Raw genomic sequence first — 22663 nt, 5'->3', positions numbered from 1 at the left:
CTTTTCGGTCCTAGAAAGCGATCATGAAACGCGTCATCGCCATCGCCGACCGCGCGGCCCTTGTGTCGCTGAAGCTGCTAGTCGCGCTCAACGCGCTGTTTTTCCTGTCTTTCCTCATCGTGCTGCTGCTCGCCATAGGCAAGGCGCATGCCGAAGCGCCGGTCTGTGCCGGCTCCGATTTGCTGTCGGCTCTGCAGAAGGACGACCCCGCCGTCTATGCCAGGATCGAGACCGAAGCGGCCGCGACGCTGAACGGCAAGGGCCTGTTGTGGAAGCTGGAAAAGGCCGGCGAAAAGCCATCCTTCCTGTTCGGCACCATGCACATGACCGACCCGCGCGTGACCGCCCTGCCGCCGGCCGCCAAGCAAGCCTATGACGCTGCCGGCACCATCATCATCGAAACCACCGACGTGCTCGACAAGCAGAAGATGATGGAGGCCATGCTCAAGGAGCCCGAGCTGATGATGTTCACCGACAGCACAACGCTGTCGTCGCTGCTGTCGCCGGAGGATGCGGCGGTGGTGAACAAGGGGCTTGATGCGCGCGGCATTCCGCCGGCGAGCGTTTCCAAGATGAAGCCGTGGCTGCTGTCGGCCATGGTCGCGCTGCCGGTGTGCGAGGTCGCCCGCCAGGCAGGCGGCGCTCCGGTCCTCGACGTTAAGCTGGCTGAGGACGCCAAGGCTTTGGGCAAGCCGGTGGAAGGGCTGGAGACCGCCGCCAGCCAGCTGCGCGCCATGGCTTCGCTGCCGATCGCCTTTCACATCAAGGGGCTGGTTGAAACCCTGAAGCTCGGCGACAAGATAAACGACATCAACGAGACCATGATCGTGCTCTACCAGCGCGGCGACACCGGCACATTCTGGCCGCTCCTGCGTTCAATGTCTCCGGGCGAGGAAGACGACGCCGCGGGGTACGCCGCCTTCGATCAGGCCATGATCACCGATCGCAACAAGGTGATGGTCGACCATGCCCAGCCGATCCTCGCCAAGGGCAACGCCTTCATGGCGGTCGGCGCCCTGCATCTTCCCGGCCCCGAAGGCCTGATCGAGGGTTTTCGCAAAGCCGGCTACATTGTCACCGTCGTCGACTGACGCGGCCCCTTGCCTGCCGAATCACGCAAGGCTCGGTTGTGTCTGGGTCCGCAGCTGATTCGCGGTTCCGAAGACCGGTTGACCCTATATTTGGCGAAAAAGGACAGGTAAGCTCATTTTCGCTCACTCGCGATTGATTTTGCGGGGGAAATACAGGCCACCGAGCGGTTGCGAATCAGAATTTTCCTGCGTTCGGCAATTTCCAGGCCTAGTATGAAACCCGTTCAACGGTTGCGCGTTGATGGGTGTTGTTTGATGCTTTTCATCCATGGAGGACACTTTTATGGCGAACCCTAACGACCCAGGCTCAGCGCCCAAATCGGGCGGTGGCAGCGGCTGGCTGATTGCGCTGGTCGTCGTCATCCTTGCGATTGTCGCGTACTATGTTTTTGGAAGAAGCGGCGAGCATCCTGCACCCGCCGAACCGCCGGCAGCCAGCACACCGGCACCTGCGCCTGCACCGGCTGAGCCGATGAAGCCCGCCGAACCGGCTCCCGCACCAGCCCCTGCGCCCGCACCGGCTCCTGCGCCTGAGCCTGCTCCGGCACCAGCCCCGGCTCCCGCGCCTGCTCCGGCCCCGGCGCCCGCACCGGCCAACTGATCAGGCACCTGATTTCAACGACGAACGGCCCGCTGCAAAGCGGGCCGTKTTTGTTTTGGCGGCCTGTTGCTGGCGAGCGTAGCGATCCTTCACCGCCCCCCTCTGTCCTGCCGGACATCTCTCCCTCAAGGGGGGAGATCGGCTGTTTCGCGAACAGCGCCCAATCGGAACGCAGAAATCCCTGAAGGTTGGCGAAACGTCAGGTGACGTCCAATCTCCCCCCTTGAGGGGGAGATGTCCGGCAGGACAGAGGGGGGTGCTGTCCCGCCGACGTGTCGCAAACTTCCTTGCCGAAGATCAAATATGGATCGGCTTGAAGAACGTGGCCAGCGCTGCTTCCTTGACCGCTTCCGACATGGTCGGATGCGCGTGGCAGGTGCGGGCGAGGTCTTCGGACGAGCCGCCGAACTCCATTAGCACCGCTGCCTCATGGATCATCTCGCCGGCGCCGAAGCCGACAATGTGGACGCCGAGCACGCGGTCGCTGGCTTTGTCGGCGAGGATCTTCACAAAGCCGTCCGTGTGCAGCATGGCGCGCGCGCGGCCGTTGGCGGTGAACGGGAATCTTCCCACCTTGTAGTCGATGCCGGCTTTCTTCAGCTCTTCCTCGGTCTTGCCGACCGAAGCGATTTCCGGGCTGGTGTAGACGACGCTGGGGATGACGTCGTAGTTCACATGGCCGGCCTGGCCGGCAATGGTCTCGGCCACCGCCACGCCTTCATCCTCGGCCTTGTGCGCCAGCATCGGCCCGGCGATGACGTCGCCGATGGCATAGATGCCCGCGACATTTGTCCTGAGATGACCGTCGGTCTTGACCCGGCCGCGCTCGTCGACCTCGACGCCGGCCTCTTTCAACCCGAGACTGTCGGAATAGGCGCGGCGTCCCGTCGAGATCAGCACCGCGTCGGCCTCGATGGTCTCGGCCGCGCCACCCTTGACCGGCTCGAAGGTGACGGTGGCGCCCTTCTTGGCCTTGGCCACCCCTGTCACCTTGGCGCCGAGCTTGAACTCGAAACCCTGTTTTGAAAGCAGCCGCTGGAACTGCTTGGAAACCTCGCCATCCATGCCGCCCAGGATGGTGTCGAGGAATTCGACCACGGTGACCTTGGCGCCGAGCCGCGCCCAGACCGAGCCGAGCTCCAGCCCGATGACACCGCCGCCGACCACCACCAGGTGGCCAGGCACCTTCTCCAGCGACAGCGCGCCGGTCGACGACACGATGACCTTCTCGTCGATGTCGACCTTGACGCCTGGAATGCCGGCGACATCAGAACCGGTGGCAATGACGATGTTCCTGGTCTCGATCTCCTCGACCTTGCCGTCCTCAGCCGTCACCGACACCTTGCCGGCGGCGACCACCTTGCCGGTGCCGCGAAAACTATCGATCTTGTTCTTCTTGAACAGGAAGGCGACGCCGTTGACGTTGGCCGAAACGGTCGCGTCCTTGTGCGCCATCATCTTCTTCAGATTGAGTTTCGGCGCCGGTATCTCGACGCCCAGCGTATCGAAGGAATGGCCGGCCTCGGCAAACATCTCGGAGGCATAGAGCAGCGCTTTCGACGGGATGCAGCCGATGTTGAGGCAGGTGCCGCCGAAGGTGGCGTTCTTCTCAACCACCGCGACCTTCAGCCCGAGCTGCGCCGCCTTGATGGCGCAGACATAGCCGCCCGGTCCCGATCCGATGATAACGACGTCATAAGCCATGATGGTGTCCTTTTTGCCTGGCCCTCAACGGCCGCCGCTAACATTCAGGATCGCGCCCGTCGTATAGGACGCTTCATCCGACAAAAGATAGAGAACGGCATGCGCGACTTCATCCGCCGTGCCCGCCCTTTTCATCGGCAGCATTTCCTTGATCTGCTCCACCCGGTCCGGCAGCCCGCCGGACGCATGGATTTCGGTGTCGATGATGCCCGGGCGCACCGCATTGACCCGCACGCCTTCTTCGACCACTTCGCGGGCAAGTCCGACGGTGAAGGTATCGATCGCACCCTTGGAAGCGGCGTAGTCGACATAGAAGCCCGGCGCGCCCAGCACTGCTGCGGCCGACGAGATGTTGACGATGGCGCCACCCGTGCCGCCGCGAAGCGTCGACATGCGTCGCACGGCCTCGCGTGCGCAGAGGATGGAGCCGATGACATTGATACGCATCATGCGCTCCAGCCGCGCTGCGCTCATCTCGTCGACGCGCGCCTTGACGTCGACGATGCCGGCATTGTTGACGAGGCCATCGAGCCTGCCGAAGCGGCGGTCGACGGCTTCGAACATTCCGAGCACATCAGCCTCGACGCCGACATCGCCTTTGACGGTGAATGCCTCGACGCCTGCAGCCTCGATTTCGGCAACCAGTGCGTCGGCCGCATTCCGGTTGGAGACGTAGTTGACCGCGATACGGTAGCCGGCTTTCGCCGCGAGACGGCAAACGGCGGCGCCGATACCGCGGCTGCCGCCGGTGACCAGAAGCACCTTTTGCACCACGCTCATTCCTGACAGCCTTTCAAAATAAACACATCCCAGGGCAGTTTCGAAAATCCATTGGCGCCGAAGGCCGACGACATCTGCAGCGACGGGCCAAGATCGGGGAAGATCAGACTCTGCGGCGCGTCGGTACCTTCCGCCGCCAACAGCGCGATGTTGCCTTTGTCATCGGCGCTGTAGACGACGCCTTGCCAGACCGTGCAGGCGGCAAGCTCGTCACCGGTGACGTCGCAGGTCGGGCATTTGTACATCAGCGATCCGTGCGGCCGGGAAACACCGGATGTCCACATGACGATGCCGTCGAGCACGACGCCCTTGTCGAGCACCATCTTGAAGGAGTTGGTGACGGTGATCGCATCCGTCGTCGGCCGGAAATCTATGCCGGCATCGCTCTCGGCATCGCCATAGACGGCGAGCGCAAGCGGGCAGGCGGCGTGGGCGGCGGAGGCCATGAGGAAACCAGCCAGCAACCCGGCTAAGCATGCGATGGCGGGTGACCTGACGCCTTGCATCTGGGCGTCTACTCGCTCTCGCGTCCATCGGCGTTTTCAAGCACGTCGAAGTCAGTCATGAGCAACACCGGTTCACCAGCCGCATCCAGTCCCCAGAAAGATGGATAGGATCCGTCACCCCAACCGCTTGAGAACATGGCGATGTTGAGCGGGTTGCCGGCGACCGGGCGATGCATCACGAACCTGTCCTGGTTGGGCGCGAATTCAGCAGCCACCACGTCGTCATAGTAGTTCTGGTTGGCGTCGAGCTTGTCCTGCTGCTCCGACATCAGCACCATGGCCGTCTTGTCCATGAACGAGCCGAGGCCGGCGTCAACGGAATACCCGTACACCTCGTCGCCCTCCAGTGCCGCTACATCCTCACCCGCTATGGTGGCCAATTCCCAGCGAGCCGGCTTACCGGGGCCGAAACGCAGAACCGCCAATGACACGCGGCCTTGTGCCTCTAAGAGTGAAACCGGGTAGCGCCCCGGCTTGACCCTGCGGCTCAGTGCTGGCGTTTCGACATCGCTGGTCAGAGGATCGCAGGCGATGATTTCTCCCGTCGGCAACTCAAGCTCGCCAATCGGGGTGACGGTTATCTCCCGCTCGGCCAGTTGCGCCTCACTCAGGTCGAAGACACCAAGATTGCTGCTCGCTTCCGCCGGATCCCATTCGGCTGACACCGCCAGCGTGGACGTGGACATGGAGGTCCACGGCTCACGTCGCAACATCCGCAACGCACGGCCTAGCCTGAACCCTAACTGCTCCACCCAGCCGCCCATTGCGGATCAACTCCGACTAGAGATCCAGCACCAACCGTTCCGGATCTTCCAGGCTGTCCTTGACGCGGACCAGGAAGGTCACCGCTTCCTTGCCGTCGACGATGCGGTGATCGTAGCTCAGCGCCAGGTACATCATCGGCCGGATGACGATCTGGCCGCCGACCACGACAGGCCGGTCCTGGATCTTGTGCATGCCCAGAATGCCCGACTGCGGCGCGTTGAGGATCGGCGTCGACATCAGCGAGCCGTAAACACCGCCATTGGAAATCGTAAACGTGCCGCCCTGCATGTCCGCAACCGAAAGCTTGCCGTCGCGCGCGGCGATGCCCAGCCGGCCGATATCCTTCTCGATCTCGGCGATCGACATCTGGTCGGCGTCGCGCACCACCGGCACGACGAGGCCCTTTTCGGTGCCGACTGCGACGCCGATATGGGCATAGTTCTTGAAGATGATGTCGGTGCCGTCGATCTCGGCATTGACCGAGGGAATCTCCTTCAAGGCGTGGGTGACGGCCTTGGTGAAGAAGCCCATGAAGCCGAGCTTCACGCCGTGCTTCTTCTCGAAGATATCCTTGTACTTGGTCCGCAGCGCCATCACCGCTGACATGTCGACCTCGTTGAAGGTGGTCAGCATGGCGGCGGTCGACTGCGCTTCCTTCAGCCGGCGCGCAATGGTCTGGCGCAGCTTGGTCATGCGCACGCGCTCTTCGCGCGACGCATCGTCGCCGGAGGACGGCGCCCGCACGGCGACCGGCGCCGGTGCGGCCTTCGGCATCTCGGCCGGCAGCGACGGCGCGCCCTTGGAAATGGCGTCGAGCACATCGCCCTTCAGCACCTGGCCACGCTTGCCCGAGCCGGACACCTGATCGACCGACAGATTGTGCTCGGCGATCAGCTTTGCGGCAGCCGGCGCCGGCGGCATAGAGCGGGGCTCGACCGCGCCTGCATCGCCGGCGATCTTGGCCGTCTCGGCAGCGGCCTGCTTGGTGGTATGCGCCGCGTCCGGGCTCGAAGCCTGCGACACCGTCTTGGTCTCCTGCTTGCTCGCGGGAGCAGCGGCCGCGCCACCTGCCGAAATCATCCCCAGCAAAGCGCCGACGCCGACAGTCTCACCTTCCTTGGCGGCGATCTCGCCCAGTGTGCCGGCGGCGGCGGCAGGTACTTCCACCGTCACCTTGTCGGTTTCGAGCTCGACCAGCGGCTCGTCGACGGCAATGGCATCGCCGACCTTCTTGAACCACTTGCCGATGGTCGCCTCGGTGACGGATTCGCCGAGAGTTGGAACGCGGATTTCGGTAGCCATTGTGCCTGTCCGTTTCTTCTCTGTCTGTTCTATGGGCCGAGTTCTGTTATTCGCCCAATTCTGCTTTACTCGCCGAGCGCGTCTTCGAGCAGGGCGGCGAGCTGCGCCAAATGCTTCGACATCAATCCGGTCGCCGGCGATGCCGCCGCCGGACGTCCGGTGTAGCGCACCCGCTGATGCTTGGCGTCGATATGCGCCAGCACCCATTCCAGATACGGATCGATGAACGACCAAGCGCCCATGTTCTTCGGCTCTTCCTGGCACCACACCATCTCGGCGTTACGGAAACGCGACAGCTCGGTGATCAGCGCCTTTGCCGGGAACGGATAGAGCTGTTCGACGCGCAGCAGATAGATGTCGTTGATGCCGCGCTTCTCGCGCTCCTCATAGAGGTCGTAGTAGACCTTGCCTGAGCACAGCACGACGCGGCGGATCTTGGAATCCTTGACCAGCTTGATCGCCTGGTTCTGCAACAGCTGGGCATCGTCCCAAAGCAGCCGGTGGAACGAGCTTTCGCCCGAAATCTCCGGCAGCGTCGACACGGCCCGCTTGTGGCGAAGCAGCGACTTCGGCGTCATCAGGATCAGCGGCTTGCGGAAGTCGCGCTTCAGCTGCCGGCGCAGGATGTGGAAGTAGTTTGCCGGCGTCGTGCAGTTGGCGACTTGCATATTGTCTTCGGCGCAGAGCTGCAGGAAGCGCTCGAGCCGGGCGGACGAATGTTCCGGACCCTGGCCCTCATAGCCATGCGGCAACAGGCAGACCAGGCCCGACATGCGCAGCCACTTGCGCTCGCCGCTGGAGATGAACTGGTCGAACACCACCTGGGCGCCATTGGCGAAGTCGCCGAACTGCGCTTCCCATAGCGTCAGCGCCTTCGGCTCGGCCAGGCTGTAGCCATATTCGAAGCCGAGCACCGCCTCTTCCGACAACATCGAGTTGATGACTTCGTAGCCAGCCTGCGCCGCCGACAGATTGTTGAGCGGGATGTAGCGGGTCTCGTCGCGCTGGTCGTAGAGCACCGAATGGCGCTGCGAGAAGGTGCCGCGTTCGGAATCCTGACCGGAGAGCCGGATCGGATTGCCGTCGAGCAGGATGGCGCCGAAGGCCAGGGCCTCGGCCGTCGACCAGTCGATGCCTTCGCCGGAGTCGATCGCCTGGCGGCGGTTTTCGAGGAAGCGGATGATGGTCTTGTGCGCCTCGAACCCCTTCGGCACCTCGGTCAGCTTCTTGCCGATGTCCTTCAGCACCTTGACCGGCACGGCGGTCTTGCCGCGGCGCTGTTCGTCCTGGTTGTCGGCGGTGCGCAGGCCAGACCAGGCGCCGTCCAGCCAGTCGGCCTTGTTGGGTTTGTAGTGCTGGCCGACTTCCCATTCCGATTCCAGATGCGCGCGCCAGTCGGCCTTCATCTTGTCGAGCTCGGCCTGGGTGATGTGGCCCTCGGCGATCAGCCGGTCGGCATAGATCTGCACCGTCGTCTTATGATTGCGGATGTTGGCGTACATGATCGGCTGCGTGAACGCCGGCTCGTCGCCCTCATTGTGGCCGAAGCGGCGATAGCAGAACATGTCCACCACCACCGGCTTGTGGAACTTCATGCGGAATTCGATCGCCACCTTGGTGGCATGCACGACGGCTTCCGGGTCGTCGCCATTGACGTGGAAGATCGGCGCTTCGATCATCTTGGCGACGTCGGACGGATAGGGCGACGAGCGCGAGAAGCGCGGATTGGTGGTGAAGCCGATCTGGTTGTTGATGATGAAATGCAGCGTGCCGGCGACGCGGTGGCCGCGCAGGCCCGACAGGCCGAGGATTTCGGCAATCACGCCCTGGCCGGCGAAGGCAGCGTCGCCATGCAAGAGCAGCGGCAGCACCTTGGCCCGCTCTTCCAGCGGCACGATCTCCTCGCGGCTGCGGCCGAACAGATAATCCTGCTTGGCGCGCGCCTTGCCCATCACCACCGGATCGACGATTTCCAGATGCGAGGGATTGGCGGTCAGCGACAGATGCACCTTGTTGCCGTCGAATTCGCGGTCCGACGAAGCGCCGAGATGGTACTTGACGTCGCCCGACCCTTCGACCTCGTCGGGGGCGGCCGAGCCGCCCTTGAACTCGTGGAAGATGGCGCGGTGCGGCTTGGCCATCACCTGCGACAGCACGTTGAGCCGGCCGCGATGCGCCATGCCGAGCACGATCTCCTTCATGCCGAGCTGACCGCCGCGCTTGATGATCTGCTCCAGCGCCGGGATCAGCCCTTCGCTGCCATCGAGGCCGAAGCGCTTGGTGCCCTTGTACTTGACGTCGATGAACTGCTCGAAGCCTTCGGCCTCGACCAGCTTCTGCAGGATCGCCTTCTTGCCGGTGGCGGTGAAGGAAATCTCCTTGTCGGTGCCTTCGATGCGAGCCTGGATCCAGGCCTTCTCCTCGGGATCGGAGATGTGCATGAACTCGACGCCGAGCGTCGAGCAATAGGTGCGGGTGAGAATCTCCAGCATCTGCCGGATCGTGCCGAATTCGAGCCCAAGCACATTGTCGAGGAAGATCGGCCGGTCGTAGTCGGCTGATGTAAAACCGTAATTCTCCGGCGACAGCTCGTTATAGTCCTCGAGCGGCTTGGCAATGCCGAGTGGATCGAGATTGGCGTGCAGATGGCCGCGCATGCGGTAGGCGCGGATCATCATGATGGCGCGCACGGAATCGCGCGTTGCCTGATGCACATCGGCATCCGACAGCACGACGCCGTTGGTGACCGCCTTGTCCTTGACCTTCTTTTCGACCGTCCTCTCGACCAGGCCCCAATTGCCGTCGAGCGCCGACACCAGTTCGCCATTGGCCTGCAGCGGCCAGGAGGGCCTTGCCCAGGAGGCGCCCTTGGCGTTCTTGCGCACATCGCCGGCATCGTCCTTCAGCGCCGCGAAGAAGTCTTGCCACTCGGGGTTTACCGACTCCGGATCGTCCTCATAGGAGGCATACAACGCGTCGATGTAGTCGGCATTGCCGCCATAGAGGAAAGAGGTGAGCGAAAACTGGTCGTTGGCCTGATCTTGTCTTGCCATTTTTGTCTGCGGAGCCTGGCTCCGTCTCCTTTCAAAAGCGAATAGTGAGTAGCGAATAGCGAGTAGGGATTTTTCCCAAGTCGCGCCGTTACTCTCTTTTCGCTATTCGCTATTCACTACTCGCTACTCACTTAGCCTTGATCGCCTCGACCAGCGTCGTGCCCAGCCGTGCCGGTGACGGCGATACCTTGATGCCGGCCGATTCCATCGCCGCGATCTTGTCTTCCGCGCCGCCCTTGCCGCCGGAGATGACCGCGCCCGCATGGCCCATCGTGCGGCCGGCCGGCGCGGTGCGCCCGGCAATGAAGCCCGCCATCGGTTTCTTGCGGCCGCGCTTGGCCTCGTCCTTGAGGAATTGCGCGGCGTCTTCCTCGGCCGAACCGCCGATCTCGCCGATCATGATGATCGACTTGGTCTCGTCGTCGGCAAGGAACATTTCGAGCACGTCGATGAACTCTGTGCCTTTGACGGGGTCGCCGCCGATGCCGACGGCGGTGGTCTGGCCGAGGCCGACATTGGTGGTCTGGAACACCGCCTCATAGGTAAGCGTTCCCGAGCGCGAAACAACGCCGACCGAGCCCTTGCGGAAGATGTTTCCAGGCATGATGCCGATCTTGCATTCGTCGGGGGTAAGCACGCCCGGGCAGTTCGGCCCGATCAGCCGCGAGGTCGAGCGGTCGAGCCGAGCCTTGACCCTGACCATGTCCATCACCGGAATGCCTTCGGTGATGCAGACGATCAGCGGGATCTCGGCCTCGATCGCTTCCAGGATCGCTTCGGCGGCACCCGCCGGCGGCACATAGACGACCGAGGCGTTGGCGCCGGTCTTTTCCTTGCCTTCGGCGACGGAAGCGAAGATAGGGAGCGTCTCGCCCTTGGCGCCGGTCCAGGTCTCGCCACCCTTCTTGGGATGGATGCCGCCCACCATCTTGGTGCCGTGATAGGCCAGCGCCTGTTCGGTGTGGAACGTGCCGGTCTTGCCGGTCAGGCCCTGCACCAGCACCTTGGTGTTCTTGTCGATGAGAATGGACATCGGAGCCCTTTTCTAAAAACCGTTGATCGAGGAAGGCGAGACGCGCCGGTAGACGCCGCTCACCATGTCTTGCCAGCTGCTGCCGGCAGGTTTGAAATGCAGTCGCATCCGGTAGGCATCGGCAGTGTCGAAACTATACGTCACGCGCGCTGCACCGCGCGGCGATGACCGCTCGAGAGTGAGCTCAGCGCCGTTCCATGTGCCTGTGGCCGGCGAGGCCGGAACAAAGCCCATCGAATCGAACTGATGCATGGTGACGACGCGGTTTGGCTGGTCAAAACCGAAGACGCTGTGCGAGCCGAACGAGATCGTGCCGTCACGGCGCTGGCGATAGCGCTGCACCACGAACAGCCCGCCGAATTGTGCCTCTGCCAGCACGTCCGACGTCGCTGTGCCGCCATCGGCCCATTGTGTTTCCGCCACCTCTTCCTCGCCGCTCCATGCGCCGACCAGCGCCTGCAGGCGCTGGTGATCGGCCGAGAGCGAGGAGAAGGCGGCTGTGTTCATGGTCAGAGCCGCTTCAAGTCGGTGACGGTGAGGTCGCTCTTGGCGTTGCCGGTGTTGAGCGTTGTTGCCGGCTCGAACATCAGCACGACGGGCTCCGCCGTCAGCGAACGCGGCCGGTGTTCGACGCCCTTCGGCACGACGATGAAATCGCCCTCGCCGAGCTCGACCGGACCGTCGCGGAAGTCGATGGCAACCCTGCCACGCAGCACCAGGAAAGCCTCGTCCTCATGCACATGCGCGTGCCAGTCGAAGGTTTCGCCGAACTTGGCGACCTTGGCCTGGCTGTCATTAACGTCGCCGGCGATATGCGGATCAAAGACCTTTTTGATCTTTTGATCCGCCGCCTCGACGAGGTTTATCTTGCGCGGAGGCATCCGCTCAGCCCTTCACCGCCGCTACGATCTTCTTGGCTGCGTCATCAAGGTCATCAGCCGACACCACATTCAGGCCGCTGTCGTTGATGATCTTCTTGCCGAGCTCGGCATTGGTGCCTTCGAGGCGTACCACCAGCGGCACTTGCAGGCCGACTTCCTTGACCGCGGCAATGACGCCCTCGGCGATGATGTCGCACTTCATGATGCCGCCGAAGATGTTGATCAAAATGCCTTTGACGGCCGGGTCCTTGGTGATGATCTTGAACGCCGCCGTCACCTTCTCCTTCGACGCGCCGCCGCCGACATCGAGGAAGTTGGCGGGTTCGGCGCCGTAGAGCTTGATGATGTCCATGGTCGCCATGGCAAGGCCGGCGCCGTTGACCATGCAGCCGATATTGCCGTCCAGCGCGACATAGGCGAGGTCGTATTTCGACGCCTCGATCTCCTTCTCGTCCTCTTCGGTGGTGTCGCGCAGTTCCATCAGATCGGGGTGGCGGAACAGCGCATTGTTGTCGAACGACACCTTGGCGTCGAGCACGCGCAGGCGGCCGTTCTTCATCACGATCAGCGGGTTGACCTCAAGCAGGCTCATGTCCTTCTCGACAAAGGCCTTGTAGAGGATCGGGAACAGCGTGCCGGCGTCCTTGGCGGCATCGCCGTCAAGTTTCAGCGCGGTATTGAGCGCCTTTACATCGGCTGGCGTCACGCCCTTTTCCGGATCGATGGCGACGGTGATGATCTTCTCCGGCGTGTCGTGGGCGACGCCCTCGATATCCATGCCGCCCTCGGTCGAGACGACGAAGGCGATGCGGCCGACCGAGCGGTCGACCAGGATCGACAGATAAAGCTCGCGCTCGATGTCGGCGCCGTCCTCGATATAGAGGCGGTTGACCTGCTTGCCGGCCGGGCCGGTCTGCTTGGTGACCAGCGTGTGGCCGAGCATCTCATTGGCGTTGGCGACGACATCGGCCACCGACTTGGCCAGCCGCACGCCACCCTTGGCGTCCGGGCCAAGTTCCTTGAACTTGCCCTTGCCGCGGCCGCCGGCATGGATCTGGCTCTTCACCACATAGAGCGGGCCGGGCAGCGCCTTGGCGGCGGCTTCCGCCTCGCTTGCCTTGAACACCGGCACGCCTTCGGCCACCGGCGCGCCAAAGCTCTTCAGCAGCGCCTTGCCTTGATATTCATGGATGTTCATCTGGATGGTCTCCGGGGATCACTTCGAGGCGAGATGCGGGGCGATCTTGACGCAGGCCTCGGTCAGGCCCTGCACCGTCGCCACCGAAGCGTCGAACATCTTCTGCTCGGCCTTGTTGAGGTCGATCTCGATGATGCGCTCGACACCGCCGGCGCCGATCACCACGGGAACGCCGACATAGGTACCCTTGACGCCATACTGGCCCGAGAGATGCGCCGCGCAGGGCAGCACGCGCTTCTTGTCCTTGAGGTAGGATTCAGCCATCGAGATGGCCGAGGCGGCCGGGGCATAGAAGGCCGAGCCGGTCTTCAAGAGGCCGACGATCTCGGCGCCGCCGTCACGGGTGCGTTGCACGATCTGGTCGAGCTTTTCCTTCGAGGTCCAGCCCATTTTGATGAGGTCCGGCAGCGGAATGCCCGACACCGTCGAATAGCGGATCATCGGCACCATGGAATCGCCGTGGCCGCCGAGCACGAAGGCGGTGACGTCCTCGACCGAGACCTTGAACTCCTCGGCGAGGAAATAGCGGAAGCGCGCGCTGTCGAGCACGCCGGCCATGCCGACGACATGGGTCTTGGGCAGGCCGGAAAACTTCTGCAGCGCCCAGACCATGGCGTCGAGCGGGTTGGTAATGCAGATGACGAAGGCCTTCGGCGCGTACTTCTTCAAGCCGGCGCCGACCTGTTCCATGACCTTGAGGTTGATGCCGAGCAGATCGTCGCGGCTCATGCCCGGCTTGCGCGGCACGCCGGCGGTGACGATGCAGACGTCGGCGCCCTCGATACCGGCATAATCGTTGACGCCGGTCAGCCTGGAATCGAAGCCGTCGACCGGCGAAGACTGCGCGATATCGAGCCCCTTGCCTTGCGGAATGCCCTCGGCAATATCGAACAGCACCACGTCGCCGAGGTCCTTGAGGCCGATCATGTGAGCCAGCGTGCCGCCGATCATGCCGGAGCCGATGAGCGCTATCTTGTTGCGTGCCATGTGAGGAAATTTTCCCTTTGTCTGTGACGACGCCCAAATCTCTGGCGATCTGGTTGACGGCGTCGAGGAAGAGGCCGGAATGCTGCGGTATCCGCGAGATTTCGCCGCATCCAGTAGCCTTGGTGGGAAATATATTCAATCGATTATTTTCGAGTGAATAATTTCAATCGGTTAGAAACATTGGGATTTACGTAAACGTCAAAGTTTGTAAACCGACTTGGGAGGTTTTACACAATGAACGTGGAAATCAGAAGACTATATGCCGGCGATGACGCCCTTGTGAAGCGCATTGTCGAAGACGTGTTCGACGAGCCGGTGCGCGCCGACAGGCTTGCCGCCTATCTCGCCTCGCCGGGTCATTTCATGATTGTCGCGCTGGCCGATGGCATCGTCGTCGGCCAATGCGCCGCCGTCATCCACCGCCATCCCGACAAGGTGACCGAACTCTACATCGACGAAGTCGGCGTCTCGCCGGCCTTCCAGCGTCAGGGCGTTGCGCGAAAAATGCTCGACGCCATGTTCGCGCTCGGCCGCGAGCAAGGTTGCGGCGAAGCCTGGGTCGGCACCGAGCCAGACAATGTTCCAGCGCGGGCGCTTTATGAATCGCGCAAGGAGCAGCATGGCCCGGCGGAGAACTTCGTGATGTATGTTTATGAGCTGTAGGCGTCGGCGGGACAGCGCCCCCCTCTGTCCTGCCGGACATCTCCCCCACATGGGGGGAGATTGGCTGTTTCGGCGCTCCGCTCATTCCTGCAACGTTGGCGATTGGCGAAAGGTCGTGTGACGTCTGATCTCCCCCCTCGTGGGGGAGATGTCCGGCAGGACAGAGGGGGGCGCGAAGGATCGCGACCTACCGGAGGCCAGCTCAAGCTGTAGCCTGCTGCACATCGGCCACCTTAATCTTCTGCCGTTCCGCCCAGTCCTCCAGCCAGTCGCGGCTTTGCATCTCGATCAGGCGCGAGGCCGTGCGCTCAAATTCGAACACCTCGTTGCCGCGCTTGGCCGTGTAAAGCTCAGGCGGTGGGGCCTCGGCGCTCACCACCAGCCGCGTGTGGTGATCGTAGAGCGTGTCGATCAACAGGATGAAGCGTTTGGCCTCATTGCGCCTGCCTTCGCCGAGCACCGGGATGTGATCGATGAAGATGGTCGAGAAGCGGCCGGCAATCGCCAGGAAATCGCGCGCGCCGAGAGGCTTTTCGCAAAGATCGGCAAAGGAAAACCGCGCCGCGTCGCCGGCGGCCGCCGGCACAACCACCTGCCGGCCCTTCACTACCACGGTCGTCGAGGCGACCGGCACCCCCCGCGTCATCGCCTGCCAGGCGTCGTCCAGCACACGGTCGGCTTCGGCATCCGCCGGCGTGACATAGACCGGCGTGCGGGCGAGTTTTTCCAGCCGGTAGTCCTTGTCGGCGTCGAGCGTCAGCACATGGGCGTGGCGTTCGAGAATGCTGATGAAGGGCAGGAAGAGCTGGCGGTTCAGCCCGTCGCGATAGAGATTTTCGGGCGCGACATTGGAGGTGGCGATCAGAACCACGCCATTGGCAAACAGCGCCGAAAACAACCTGGACAGGATCATCGCATCGGCAATGTCGGTGACCGAAAACTCGTCGAAGCACAGCACCCAGGCCTGTTCGGCAAGCTGGAGCGCCACTGGCGGGATCGGATCGTCCTCCTTGACGTCGCCGTTCTTGCGCGCGGCCCGATGCTTCTGGATGCGGTCCTGCACATCGGCCATGAAGTCATTGAAATGCACGCGGCGCTTGCGCCGCACCGGGAGCAACTCGAAGAACATGTCCATCAGCATGGTCTTGCCGCGGCCGACGCCGCCATGGATGTAGAGCCCTTTGACGACCTCGCGCGTCTCGCGTTTGCGGGCAAACAGCCAGCCGAGCGCACTCGACTTCTGCGCCAGCCGCTTGACCGAGATCTCGTCGGTCAGCCGGTCGAGTGCGGCGGCGATGCGCTCCTGCACCGGATCGCGCTCGATGGCGCCGCTCGCGACCAGATGGTCGTAGCGCTGCCTGACGGTCGCATGGGTCTGGAGGCCGTCACGCAGATGCATCGGTCACGTCGCTGTGGAAGCGATTCCAGGAAAGCGGTTTTCCGTCCGGAATGGCACAAAACAAGATAGCTGGAGTGGTTCGGCGATCTATCGAACGCTGAACCACTCCAAATGGTGACCTATCTTGTAAGCGAGATCGGCAGGCCAGTGGAAGTCTGCCCGTCGAATTTCGAACCGCCCGATGAATAGAGCCGCGCCAGGGTGCCGCCATTTTCGTCATAGAGCGTCAGCTGCTTGCCGGCGACGTTCCACGACTTGATGCCGTCGATCGGTGCCGGGCAATGCAACGGTCCGGCGCGATAGCCGGCGCCGAATTTGGTCTGCGGCGTCGCCACCTTGCAGCTCTGGCCCGAAACGCTGGCGTTCCAGACGCCGGCGACGCTGGCGGCGGTGAGGTCCGCAGCGCCGGCCGGCGCCGATCCGTCCGGCGGCAGCGAGGCGACCTGGGCGCCAGCCGGCGCGGTCGGGAACTGCGACGGGTCGGTGGTGCCCGGCGCTGCCGGCGGCGGCAGCTGGCTTCCGCTCACCGTGCCGGCGGGCGCGGGCTGCAGCGGCGCCGGCTGCTGGTCATCCATCGATGAAAAACGCGAGGTCGAACAGCCGCTTGCAAACAGCGCTGCCAGCGATACGGCCACCAGGCCGCTTCTCGAAAATGTCATGTCAACCTCCGTCGGATCCGGCTGGGGGGAAGCCGTCCGCACACTCTCACCCTCACCAAGATGGAGAAGGTGGCGAAATTTCAACCCGATATGGTTAAAATAGAGTTTGCAGCAAGAGTTGTTGCAAATTTATCGCAATCATCCGGCCAGCGGGCTACCTCATCGTCATCCGCAACTTGACCCAAAGGTGCCCTAACGCGGCTCGAACTGGTAGAGCGGCTGCGAAACCGGCATTGGCGGCCGCAGCAGGTCGGCGCATCGGCGGTCCAGCCTAAGCGCCAGCTCATGAGAGCGCCGCACTGCCGTCTTCCAATCGCCGGCCGTTTTCAGCAAGGCCAACGCATCCGCAGGACGGTCGGCTGCGATCATGAGATCGGCCGCAGCGATTCGATCTTCCGGCGCGATGGCTTCGCCGGTCTTCAGCTTGCCGGCCAATCCGACCCACTGTTCCCAGGGGAAGGTCGCTGTGAGCAGATCCGGGCGACGTGGCGGTTCGACCCCATTGTCTAGCATGAAGGAGGCCAACATCACCCGGGCTAACGCCCTGTCCATGAACGACTCCGCCGTTTCGCCCTGCATTTCGGAGATTAGAGCGTCGCGCAAATTATGCTCCCGGTCGCGGCGGCCAAGAACGTAGTCGATCCCGTCGAGCATGGTTGCCGTGACCGTATCGGGATTGTTGATAGGGTCGAGATGTTTTGCGGCAATCTGCGCGTTGATCGCCCCTGCCACCGCTGTGCCGAGGCTCAGGTTGCCGGTCTGGTTCACGAGGGGCAGCAAGATCGCAGTTTGAGGAACATAGGCAATCCGCTGCCCGATCGACCGGATGGCTGAGCCCAAATCGTTTTGACCGTCGAGCGCCTGCACCTCCGCTGGCTGTTTGGCCATATCGAAGGAAGGGCGAAGATTGGCCAGGTTCAGGGCTTTGCGGATAAACCCTGTGCGGCCACCCTTGTCGGGACGTACCGCAGGTGGAAGCCTGTTGAGGTAAGCGACGTAATCGGAGAGGTCGTCTTTGACTGCCCGCATCTCCAGAGCCATGGGCCAGATGCCCGCATCTTCCGCCCTTTTGGCAAGGCGCGACTTGGCATGATCATCAAGGTCCGCCAGCACCTGGGCAAGCCCCACGGAAATCCTCGACGCGTCGAACTGGTCGGCGTCAACCGCACGCCAGCGCGCCAGTTCGCCCAGCAGCCAGTCGCCGCCGTCCTCGGTAACAAGCGCACGCAAGGCGGATTGGCCAAGCTGAGGCACAATCGACTTCGCGTTGGGTAGCGGCTCCATGCCGGCAATCATCGCCGCCCGGTCCGGCGTCTTTGCATAGGCAAGCCGGAGTTCGACGATGCGCAATGGCGGATGACTGCGGTTTTCCAGCCCCGCAATAAGCGCTGTGCCCTCGGCATAGGTGAGGCCGCCATAGCGTATCTTCAGATAGGCCGCGTCGTCGCCAAAACGGTCGCGCCAGAAATTCGGAAATGTTGCCGGTTCGGCAAGCAGGAAATCGCCCGCATCCAGGATGGTTGGCGCGTGGGTGCAGGCGCTGGGCTCTGTCTGCGCGGCGGCGGCCGGCGATATAGGCGCGATCCCCAGGATCGCCGCTGTGATTGCAAGAACTTGCCAACGCATGGGCGGCCCTCCGTTCTGCTGCATGATCGTACACTGGAAATCGTCGTCCGCACCAGCGCTCGGCATTTTGGCCGAGACAGGCATCGGCCCGGCAAATGCTTGCGCCAAAGGGCCACGTCCCTATCTAGCAAGGACAGAAACCTGCCGGAGCCGAAACCTTGGCCGCGAGAAAAAGAGCCGCCAACCGCTACTACAGCGGCCCGCCCAGCGACCATTTCGACGGCACTCTGTTCTTCAACCCCGACGGCCAGATGCCCGGCCGCTTCACCGATCTGCTGAAATGGCAGCTGAGCGGCGAGCGTTCGAAATGGCCGGCAGCCAATCCAAGCCCGTTTGAACCGGCAGAGCCGGCGGCGCGCATCGACGGCGGCGGGCTGCGGCTGACCATGGTCGGCCATTCCACGCTGCTGATCCAGACCGCCGGTCTCAACATCCTCACCGACCCGGTGTGGTCGCCACGCGTGTCGCCGCTCTCCTTTGCCGGGCCCAGGCGCGTCAATGCGCCGGGCATCGCCTTTTCCCAGCTGCCGCCGATCGATCTGGTGCTGGTCAGCCACAATCATTACGACCATCTCGACCTTGCCACGCTCAAGCGGCTGAAGGCGAAGTACGATCCGCAGGTGCTGACGCCGCTCGGCAACGACGCCATCATCGACGCCGCCGTGCCGGGCATGCGGCTGTCGGCGCATGACTGGGGCGAGCGCATCGACATCGGCGACGATGTCGCCATCCATGTCGAGCCCGTCCACCATTGGTCGGCACGCGGCGCGCGCGACCGCCGCATGGCGCTGTGGGCCGGCTTCGTCGTCGAAACTCCGGCCGGAAAGACCTATTTCGCGGGCGACACCGGCTTTCATGGCGGCGCCAATTACCGGCTGATGGCTGAGAAACATGGCGGCTTCCGCCTCGCCATCCTGCCGATCGGCGCCTACGAGCCGCGCTGGTTCATGGCGCCGCAGCATCAGAACCCGGATGAAGCGGTGCAAGGCATGCAGCTCTGCAACGCCGCCTTTGCCGCGGGCTGCCACTGGGGCACCTTCCATCTCACCGACGAACCGATCGGCGAGCCGGTCCAAAAACTGGCCGAAGCGCTGAAGGCGAAGGGCGTGCCACAGGAGCGTTTTCGCGCCTTGCGGCCGGGCGAAATCTGGGACGTGCCGGAGGTCTAGGGAAGGAACCCAACGGGGCGAAACGCGTTGTTTGCCCAACGCAATTTGGCCGGGAGCTTTTCCATGATCAAATGGATCATCATTCTTCTGATCGTCGCCGCCGCCGCGAGCCTGCTTGGCATGCCGGCGCTGGCGGGCGCCGCCGCCACCGGTGCGCGCGTCCTCATCGGCATCGTTCTCGTCATCTTCCTGCTGATCGTGCTCGGCGTTTTCGCGGTAACCTAGACGCAGCCCACACTGGTAATTCCCGCCCGTTTCCGCCATATAGCGGCAAAACGGACAGGAAATACCTAGAGACATGGCAGGCACTGCCCCCTTCGCCAAGATGAACGGCATCGGCAACGAGATCATCGTTGCCGACATGCGCGGCCGCGCCGACCGGGTCACGCCAGCGTCTGCGGTCGCGCTCAACGCCGATGCGGCGACCAAGTTCGACCAGATCATGGCCATCCATGACGCCCGCACGCCCGGCACTGCCTACTACATCGACATATTGAATTCCGACGGCTCGGGCGCGCAAGCCTGCGGCAACGGCATGCGCTGCGTCGTCCAGGCGCTGGCCGCCGAGACCGGCCAGAAGACTTTCACCTTCGAGACCCGCGCCGGCATCCTCAACGCCGTTGAACATGCCGACGGCACCATCTCGGTCGACATGGGCACGCCGCGCTTCGGCTGGCAGGATATTCCGCTGGCCGAGGAATTCCGCGACACCCGCATGATCGAGTTGCAGATCGGCCCGATCGACGCGCCGGTGCTGCATTCGCCTTCGGCTCTCTCGATGGGCAACCCGCACGCCATCTTCTGGGTCGATCGCGACGTCTGGTCCTACGAGCTCGAGCGCTTCGGCCCGCTGCTCGAAAACCATCCGATCTTCCCCGAGCGCGCCAACATCACCATCGCCCAGGTGACGTCGCCGCAGACGATGATCATCCGCACCTGGGAGCGCGGCGCCGGCCTGACCAAGGCCTGCGGCTCGGCCGCTTGCGCGTCCGTGGTTGCCGCTGCCCGCACAAGGCGCACCGGCCGCAGCGTTACCCTTATGACGCCCGGCGGCGGATCGCTGCATGTTGAGTGGCGCGATGACGACCACGTCATCCTGACCGGCGCGGCCGAATGGGAATTTTCCGGCAGTTTCGATCCGTCGACAGGCAGCTGGGCTCGCGACACCGAAAGCGCGGCCTGATGTCCGTTCTTGCCGATACCAAGGGCCCCAACTCGAAAGGCATCGACGTCGTCACCTTCGGCTGCCGTCTCAACACCTATGAATCCGAGGTGATGCGGCGCGAAGCCGAAAGCGCCGGCCTCGGCGCGCTCAAAGGCGGCGCCATCATCTTCAACACCTGCGCGGTCACCTCGGAAGCGGTGCGCCAGGCCAAACAGTCGATCCGCAAAGCCCGTCGCGAAAATCCGGCGGCGCGCATCATCGTCACCGGCTGCGCGGCGCAGACCGAACCGCAGAATTTCGTTGCCATGGACGAGGTCGACCTCGTGCTCGGCAATGAGGAGAAGCTGAAGGCGAACTCCTACCGCGCGTTGCCGGATTTCGGCGTCAACGACACCGAGAAGGCGCGCGTCAACGACATTTTCTCGGTGCGCGAGACGGCCGGCCACATGGTCGACGCCATCGAAGGCCGGGCGCGTGCCTTCGTCCAGGTGCAGAATGGCTGCGACCATCGCTGCACCTTCTGCATCATCCCCTATGGCCGCGGCAATTCGCGTTCGGTGCCGATGGGCGCCGTGGTCGAGCAGGCCAAGCGGCTAGCCGGCAACGGCTATGCCGAGATCGTGCTGACCGGCGTCGACATGACGTCTTTCGGCGCCGACCTGCCGGGTGCGCCGAAACTCGGCAAACTGGTGAAAACCATCCTCAAGCAGGTGCCCGACGTGAAGCGGCTGCGGCTGTCCTCAATCGATTCCATCGAGGCCGACGACGATTTGCTCGACGCCATCGCCACCGAGCCCAGGCTGATGCCGCATCTGCATCTGTCGCTGCAGTCGGGCGACGACATGATCCTGAAGCGCATGAAGCGCAGGCATTTGCGCGACCAGTCGATCCGCTTCTGCGAGGATGTGCGCAAATTGCGCCCTGCAATCGTCTTCGGCGCCGACATTATTGCCGGCTTCCCGACCGAGACCGAGGACATGTTCGAGAATTCGATAAAAATCGTCGAGGAGTGCGGGCTGACGCATCTGCATGTCTTCCCGTTCTCGCCGCGCGAAGGCACGCCCGCCGCGCGCATGCCGCAGGTCCGGCGCGAACTGATCAAGCAGCGCGCCGCAAGGCTGCGCGCCGCCGGCGAAGCCGCGTATCGCCGCCATCTCGCATCGCTTCCTGGTACGCGCCAGTCGATCCTGGTCGAGCGCGACGGCCTCGGCCGCACCGAAGGCTTTACGCTGGCCGCCATCGCCGCCGGCGCACCGGGCGAGATCGTCGAGGCCACTATTACCGGCCATGACGGCGCTCGCCTGACCGCAGCGCCGCTCACCGCTCGCGCCGCCTGAGACGATTGAAGCATGGCCGGTTTTTTCAAGAAGATATTTTCGTTCGGCAAGAAGGAAGTCGTCGAGGAGCGCATCGACGACACCGCTCCCCTGCCGCCGATCAAATGGGATGCGCTTGAAGCGCTGAAGCCGGCCGCCAAGCAGGCGCTGCCTGAGTTTTTGAAGCGCGACGAACCCGAGGCTGCACACCCTCCCCTCGATGGGGAGGGTCGCCACGAAGTGGCGGGGAGGGGTGACAGCGCCGACGCAAGCGCCAGTCACCCCCACCCCCAAGCTTCGCTTGGGACCTCCCCCATCGAGGGGGAGGTAAAGGCGGAACTGGCCGCCGTCGAGGAACCGAAACTCGAGCCTGCCATTCCGCCCGCGCCGGAGCCGGTCGTACCCTCCGAACCGGAACCGCTGCCGGAGCCAGCGCCGGAAGAAGAGCCCGAACCTGAGACGCCTGCCGAGCCGCCGGCGCCCGAGGAAATTCCAGCACCGCCTGCCGCTCCTGAGCCTGCTCCCGAACCGCTGCCGCAGGAAGTGCCGCCGCCAGCACCGGTCGAGCCGCAGATCGAGCCAGCGCCCCCGGAAGTGCCGCCTGAGCCTGCTCCCATCGAAGTGCCGACGCCCGCCGAGACTCCGGCAGAACCGGCTGCCCCGATTGAGGTTCCGCAACCGCCCGCGCCTCCCGCGCAGCCAACCTCAGAGGCCAGCGCCGCTCCTCATCCGCCTGCCGGCACCTTCTCCCCGTATAGGGTGGGT

Annotated in this window: 20 protein-coding genes and 1 pseudogene; 7 read left to right on the top strand and 14 right to left on the bottom strand. The window is 63.5% G+C overall.

What is annotated here, in order from left to right; translation table 11 throughout:
* Positions 1 to 23: 23 nt before the first annotated feature.
* Positions 24 to 1091, top strand: coding sequence for a TraB/GumN family protein (locus AC1DYO_RS30785; protein ID WP_477268263.1), 1068 nt, complete (start codon positions 24 to 26; stop codon positions 1089 to 1091).
* Positions 1092 to 1989: 898 nt separating this feature from the next.
* Here the strand turns inward: AC1DYO_RS30785 and lpdA are convergent.
* The 11 genes from lpdA to mdh form a co-directional block, all read right to left on the bottom strand.
* Positions 1990 to 3396 (bottom strand): dihydrolipoyl dehydrogenase, encoded by a 1407-nt coding sequence (lpdA, locus tag AC1DYO_RS30780; RefSeq protein ID WP_477268261.1) that lies wholly within the window; start codon positions 3394 to 3396, stop codon positions 1990 to 1992.
* A gap of 24 nt (positions 3397 to 3420) precedes the next feature.
* Complete coding sequence (locus AC1DYO_RS30775; RefSeq protein ID WP_477268259.1) at positions 3421 to 4176, bottom strand: SDR family oxidoreductase; 756 nt, start codon at positions 4174 to 4176, stop codon at positions 3421 to 3423.
* Positions 4173 to 4622, bottom strand: a complete 450-nt coding sequence (locus tag AC1DYO_RS30770; RefSeq protein ID WP_477268257.1) for a hypothetical protein — start codon at positions 4620 to 4622, stop codon at positions 4173 to 4175. Before AC1DYO_RS30770 ends, AC1DYO_RS30775 begins: the two co-directional genes overlap by 4 nt.
* A 68-nt stretch (positions 4623 to 4690) precedes the next feature.
* Positions 4691 to 5446, bottom strand: coding sequence for a DUF4241 domain-containing protein (locus tag AC1DYO_RS30765; protein ID WP_477268255.1), 756 nt, complete (start codon positions 5444 to 5446; stop codon positions 4691 to 4693).
* A gap of 16 nt (positions 5447 to 5462) precedes the next feature.
* The gene (gene odhB / locus AC1DYO_RS30760; RefSeq protein ID WP_477268253.1) at positions 5463 to 6749 is read right to left on the bottom strand and encodes a 2-oxoglutarate dehydrogenase complex dihydrolipoyllysine-residue succinyltransferase; all 1287 of its coding nucleotides are present in this window, start codon (positions 6747 to 6749) and stop codon (positions 5463 to 5465) included.
* 65 nt (positions 6750 to 6814) lie between these two features.
* The gene (locus tag AC1DYO_RS30755) at positions 6815 to 9802 is read right to left on the bottom strand and encodes a 2-oxoglutarate dehydrogenase E1 component (protein ID WP_181062194.1); all 2988 of its coding nucleotides are present in this window, start codon (positions 9800 to 9802) and stop codon (positions 6815 to 6817) included.
* Positions 9803 to 9929: 127 nt separating this feature from the next.
* The gene (sucD, locus tag AC1DYO_RS30750; protein ID WP_477268251.1) at positions 9930 to 10835 is read right to left on the bottom strand and encodes a succinate--CoA ligase subunit alpha; all 906 of its coding nucleotides are present in this window, start codon (positions 10833 to 10835) and stop codon (positions 9930 to 9932) included.
* Positions 10836 to 10847: 12 nt separating this feature from the next.
* Positions 10848 to 11342, bottom strand: a complete 495-nt coding sequence (locus AC1DYO_RS30745) for a DUF1579 family protein (protein WP_477268249.1) — start codon at positions 11340 to 11342, stop codon at positions 10848 to 10850.
* A 2-nt stretch (positions 11343 to 11344) separates the two neighbouring features.
* Positions 11345 to 11716, bottom strand: coding sequence for a cupin domain-containing protein (locus AC1DYO_RS30740; protein ID WP_477268247.1), 372 nt, complete (start codon positions 11714 to 11716; stop codon positions 11345 to 11347).
* 4 nt (positions 11717 to 11720) lie between these two features.
* Positions 11721 to 12914, bottom strand: a complete 1194-nt coding sequence (gene sucC / locus AC1DYO_RS30735) for an ADP-forming succinate--CoA ligase subunit beta (protein WP_477268245.1) — start codon at positions 12912 to 12914, stop codon at positions 11721 to 11723.
* Between the two features lie 18 nt (positions 12915 to 12932).
* Positions 12933 to 13901 carry a malate dehydrogenase gene (gene mdh, locus AC1DYO_RS30730; protein WP_023670541.1) on the bottom strand — a complete coding sequence of 323 codons (969 nt, stop codon included), beginning with the start codon at positions 13899 to 13901 and terminating at the stop codon, positions 12933 to 12935.
* Between the two features lie 234 nt (positions 13902 to 14135).
* On the opposite strand from mdh, the gene AC1DYO_RS30725 reads away from it, so the two are divergent.
* Positions 14136 to 14564, top strand: coding sequence for an N-acetyltransferase family protein (locus AC1DYO_RS30725; RefSeq protein ID WP_477268243.1), 429 nt, complete (start codon positions 14136 to 14138; stop codon positions 14562 to 14564).
* 202 nt (positions 14565 to 14766) lie between these two features.
* Here the strand turns inward: AC1DYO_RS30725 and zapE are convergent, their stop codons facing one another.
* The 3 genes from zapE to AC1DYO_RS30710 form a co-directional block, all read right to left on the bottom strand.
* On the bottom strand, positions 14767 to 15963 hold the full coding sequence (gene zapE / locus AC1DYO_RS30720; RefSeq protein WP_477268241.1) for a cell division protein ZapE: 1197 nt from the start codon (positions 15961 to 15963) through the stop codon (positions 14767 to 14769).
* 119 nt (positions 15964 to 16082) lie between these two features.
* The gene (locus AC1DYO_RS30715; protein WP_181062186.1) at positions 16083 to 16622 is read right to left on the bottom strand and encodes an AprI/Inh family metalloprotease inhibitor; all 540 of its coding nucleotides are present in this window, start codon (positions 16620 to 16622) and stop codon (positions 16083 to 16085) included.
* A 192-nt stretch (positions 16623 to 16814) separates the two neighbouring features.
* The gene (locus tag AC1DYO_RS30710; RefSeq protein ID WP_477268239.1) at positions 16815 to 18356 is read right to left on the bottom strand and encodes a hypothetical protein; all 1542 of its coding nucleotides are present in this window, start codon (positions 18354 to 18356) and stop codon (positions 16815 to 16817) included.
* Between the two features lie 50 nt (positions 18357 to 18406).
* Between AC1DYO_RS30710 and AC1DYO_RS30705 the strand changes: the two genes are divergently transcribed.
* The 5 genes and pseudogenes from AC1DYO_RS30705 to AC1DYO_RS30685 form a co-directional block, all read left to right on the top strand.
* Entirely contained in the window at positions 18407 to 19417 is a 1011-nt protein-coding gene (locus AC1DYO_RS30705; protein WP_477268237.1) for an MBL fold metallo-hydrolase, read from the top strand.
* A 63-nt stretch (positions 19418 to 19480) separates the two neighbouring features.
* Positions 19481 to 19642: a DUF1328 family protein gene (locus AC1DYO_RS30700; RefSeq protein ID WP_023683859.1), complete on the top strand. Its 162-nt coding sequence runs from the start codon at positions 19481 to 19483 to the stop codon at positions 19640 to 19642.
* A gap of 73 nt (positions 19643 to 19715) precedes the next feature.
* Positions 19716 to 20600: a diaminopimelate epimerase gene (gene dapF, locus AC1DYO_RS30695; protein ID WP_477268234.1), complete on the top strand. Its 885-nt coding sequence runs from the start codon at positions 19716 to 19718 to the stop codon at positions 20598 to 20600.
* The gene (gene mtaB / locus AC1DYO_RS30690) at positions 20600 to 21919 is read left to right on the top strand and encodes a tRNA (N(6)-L-threonylcarbamoyladenosine(37)-C(2))-methylthiotransferase MtaB (RefSeq protein WP_477268232.1); all 1320 of its coding nucleotides are present in this window, start codon (positions 20600 to 20602) and stop codon (positions 21917 to 21919) included. Before dapF ends, mtaB begins: the two co-directional genes overlap by 1 nt.
* A gap of 12 nt (positions 21920 to 21931) precedes the next feature.
* A pseudogene (locus AC1DYO_RS30685) lies at positions 21932 to 22663 on the top strand (signal recognition particle-docking protein FtsY); the annotation flags it as partial.

Source organism: Mesorhizobium sp. P2_F5, from assembly GCF_056403715.1.
This window is presented reverse-complemented; position numbering and strand designations above follow the sequence as displayed.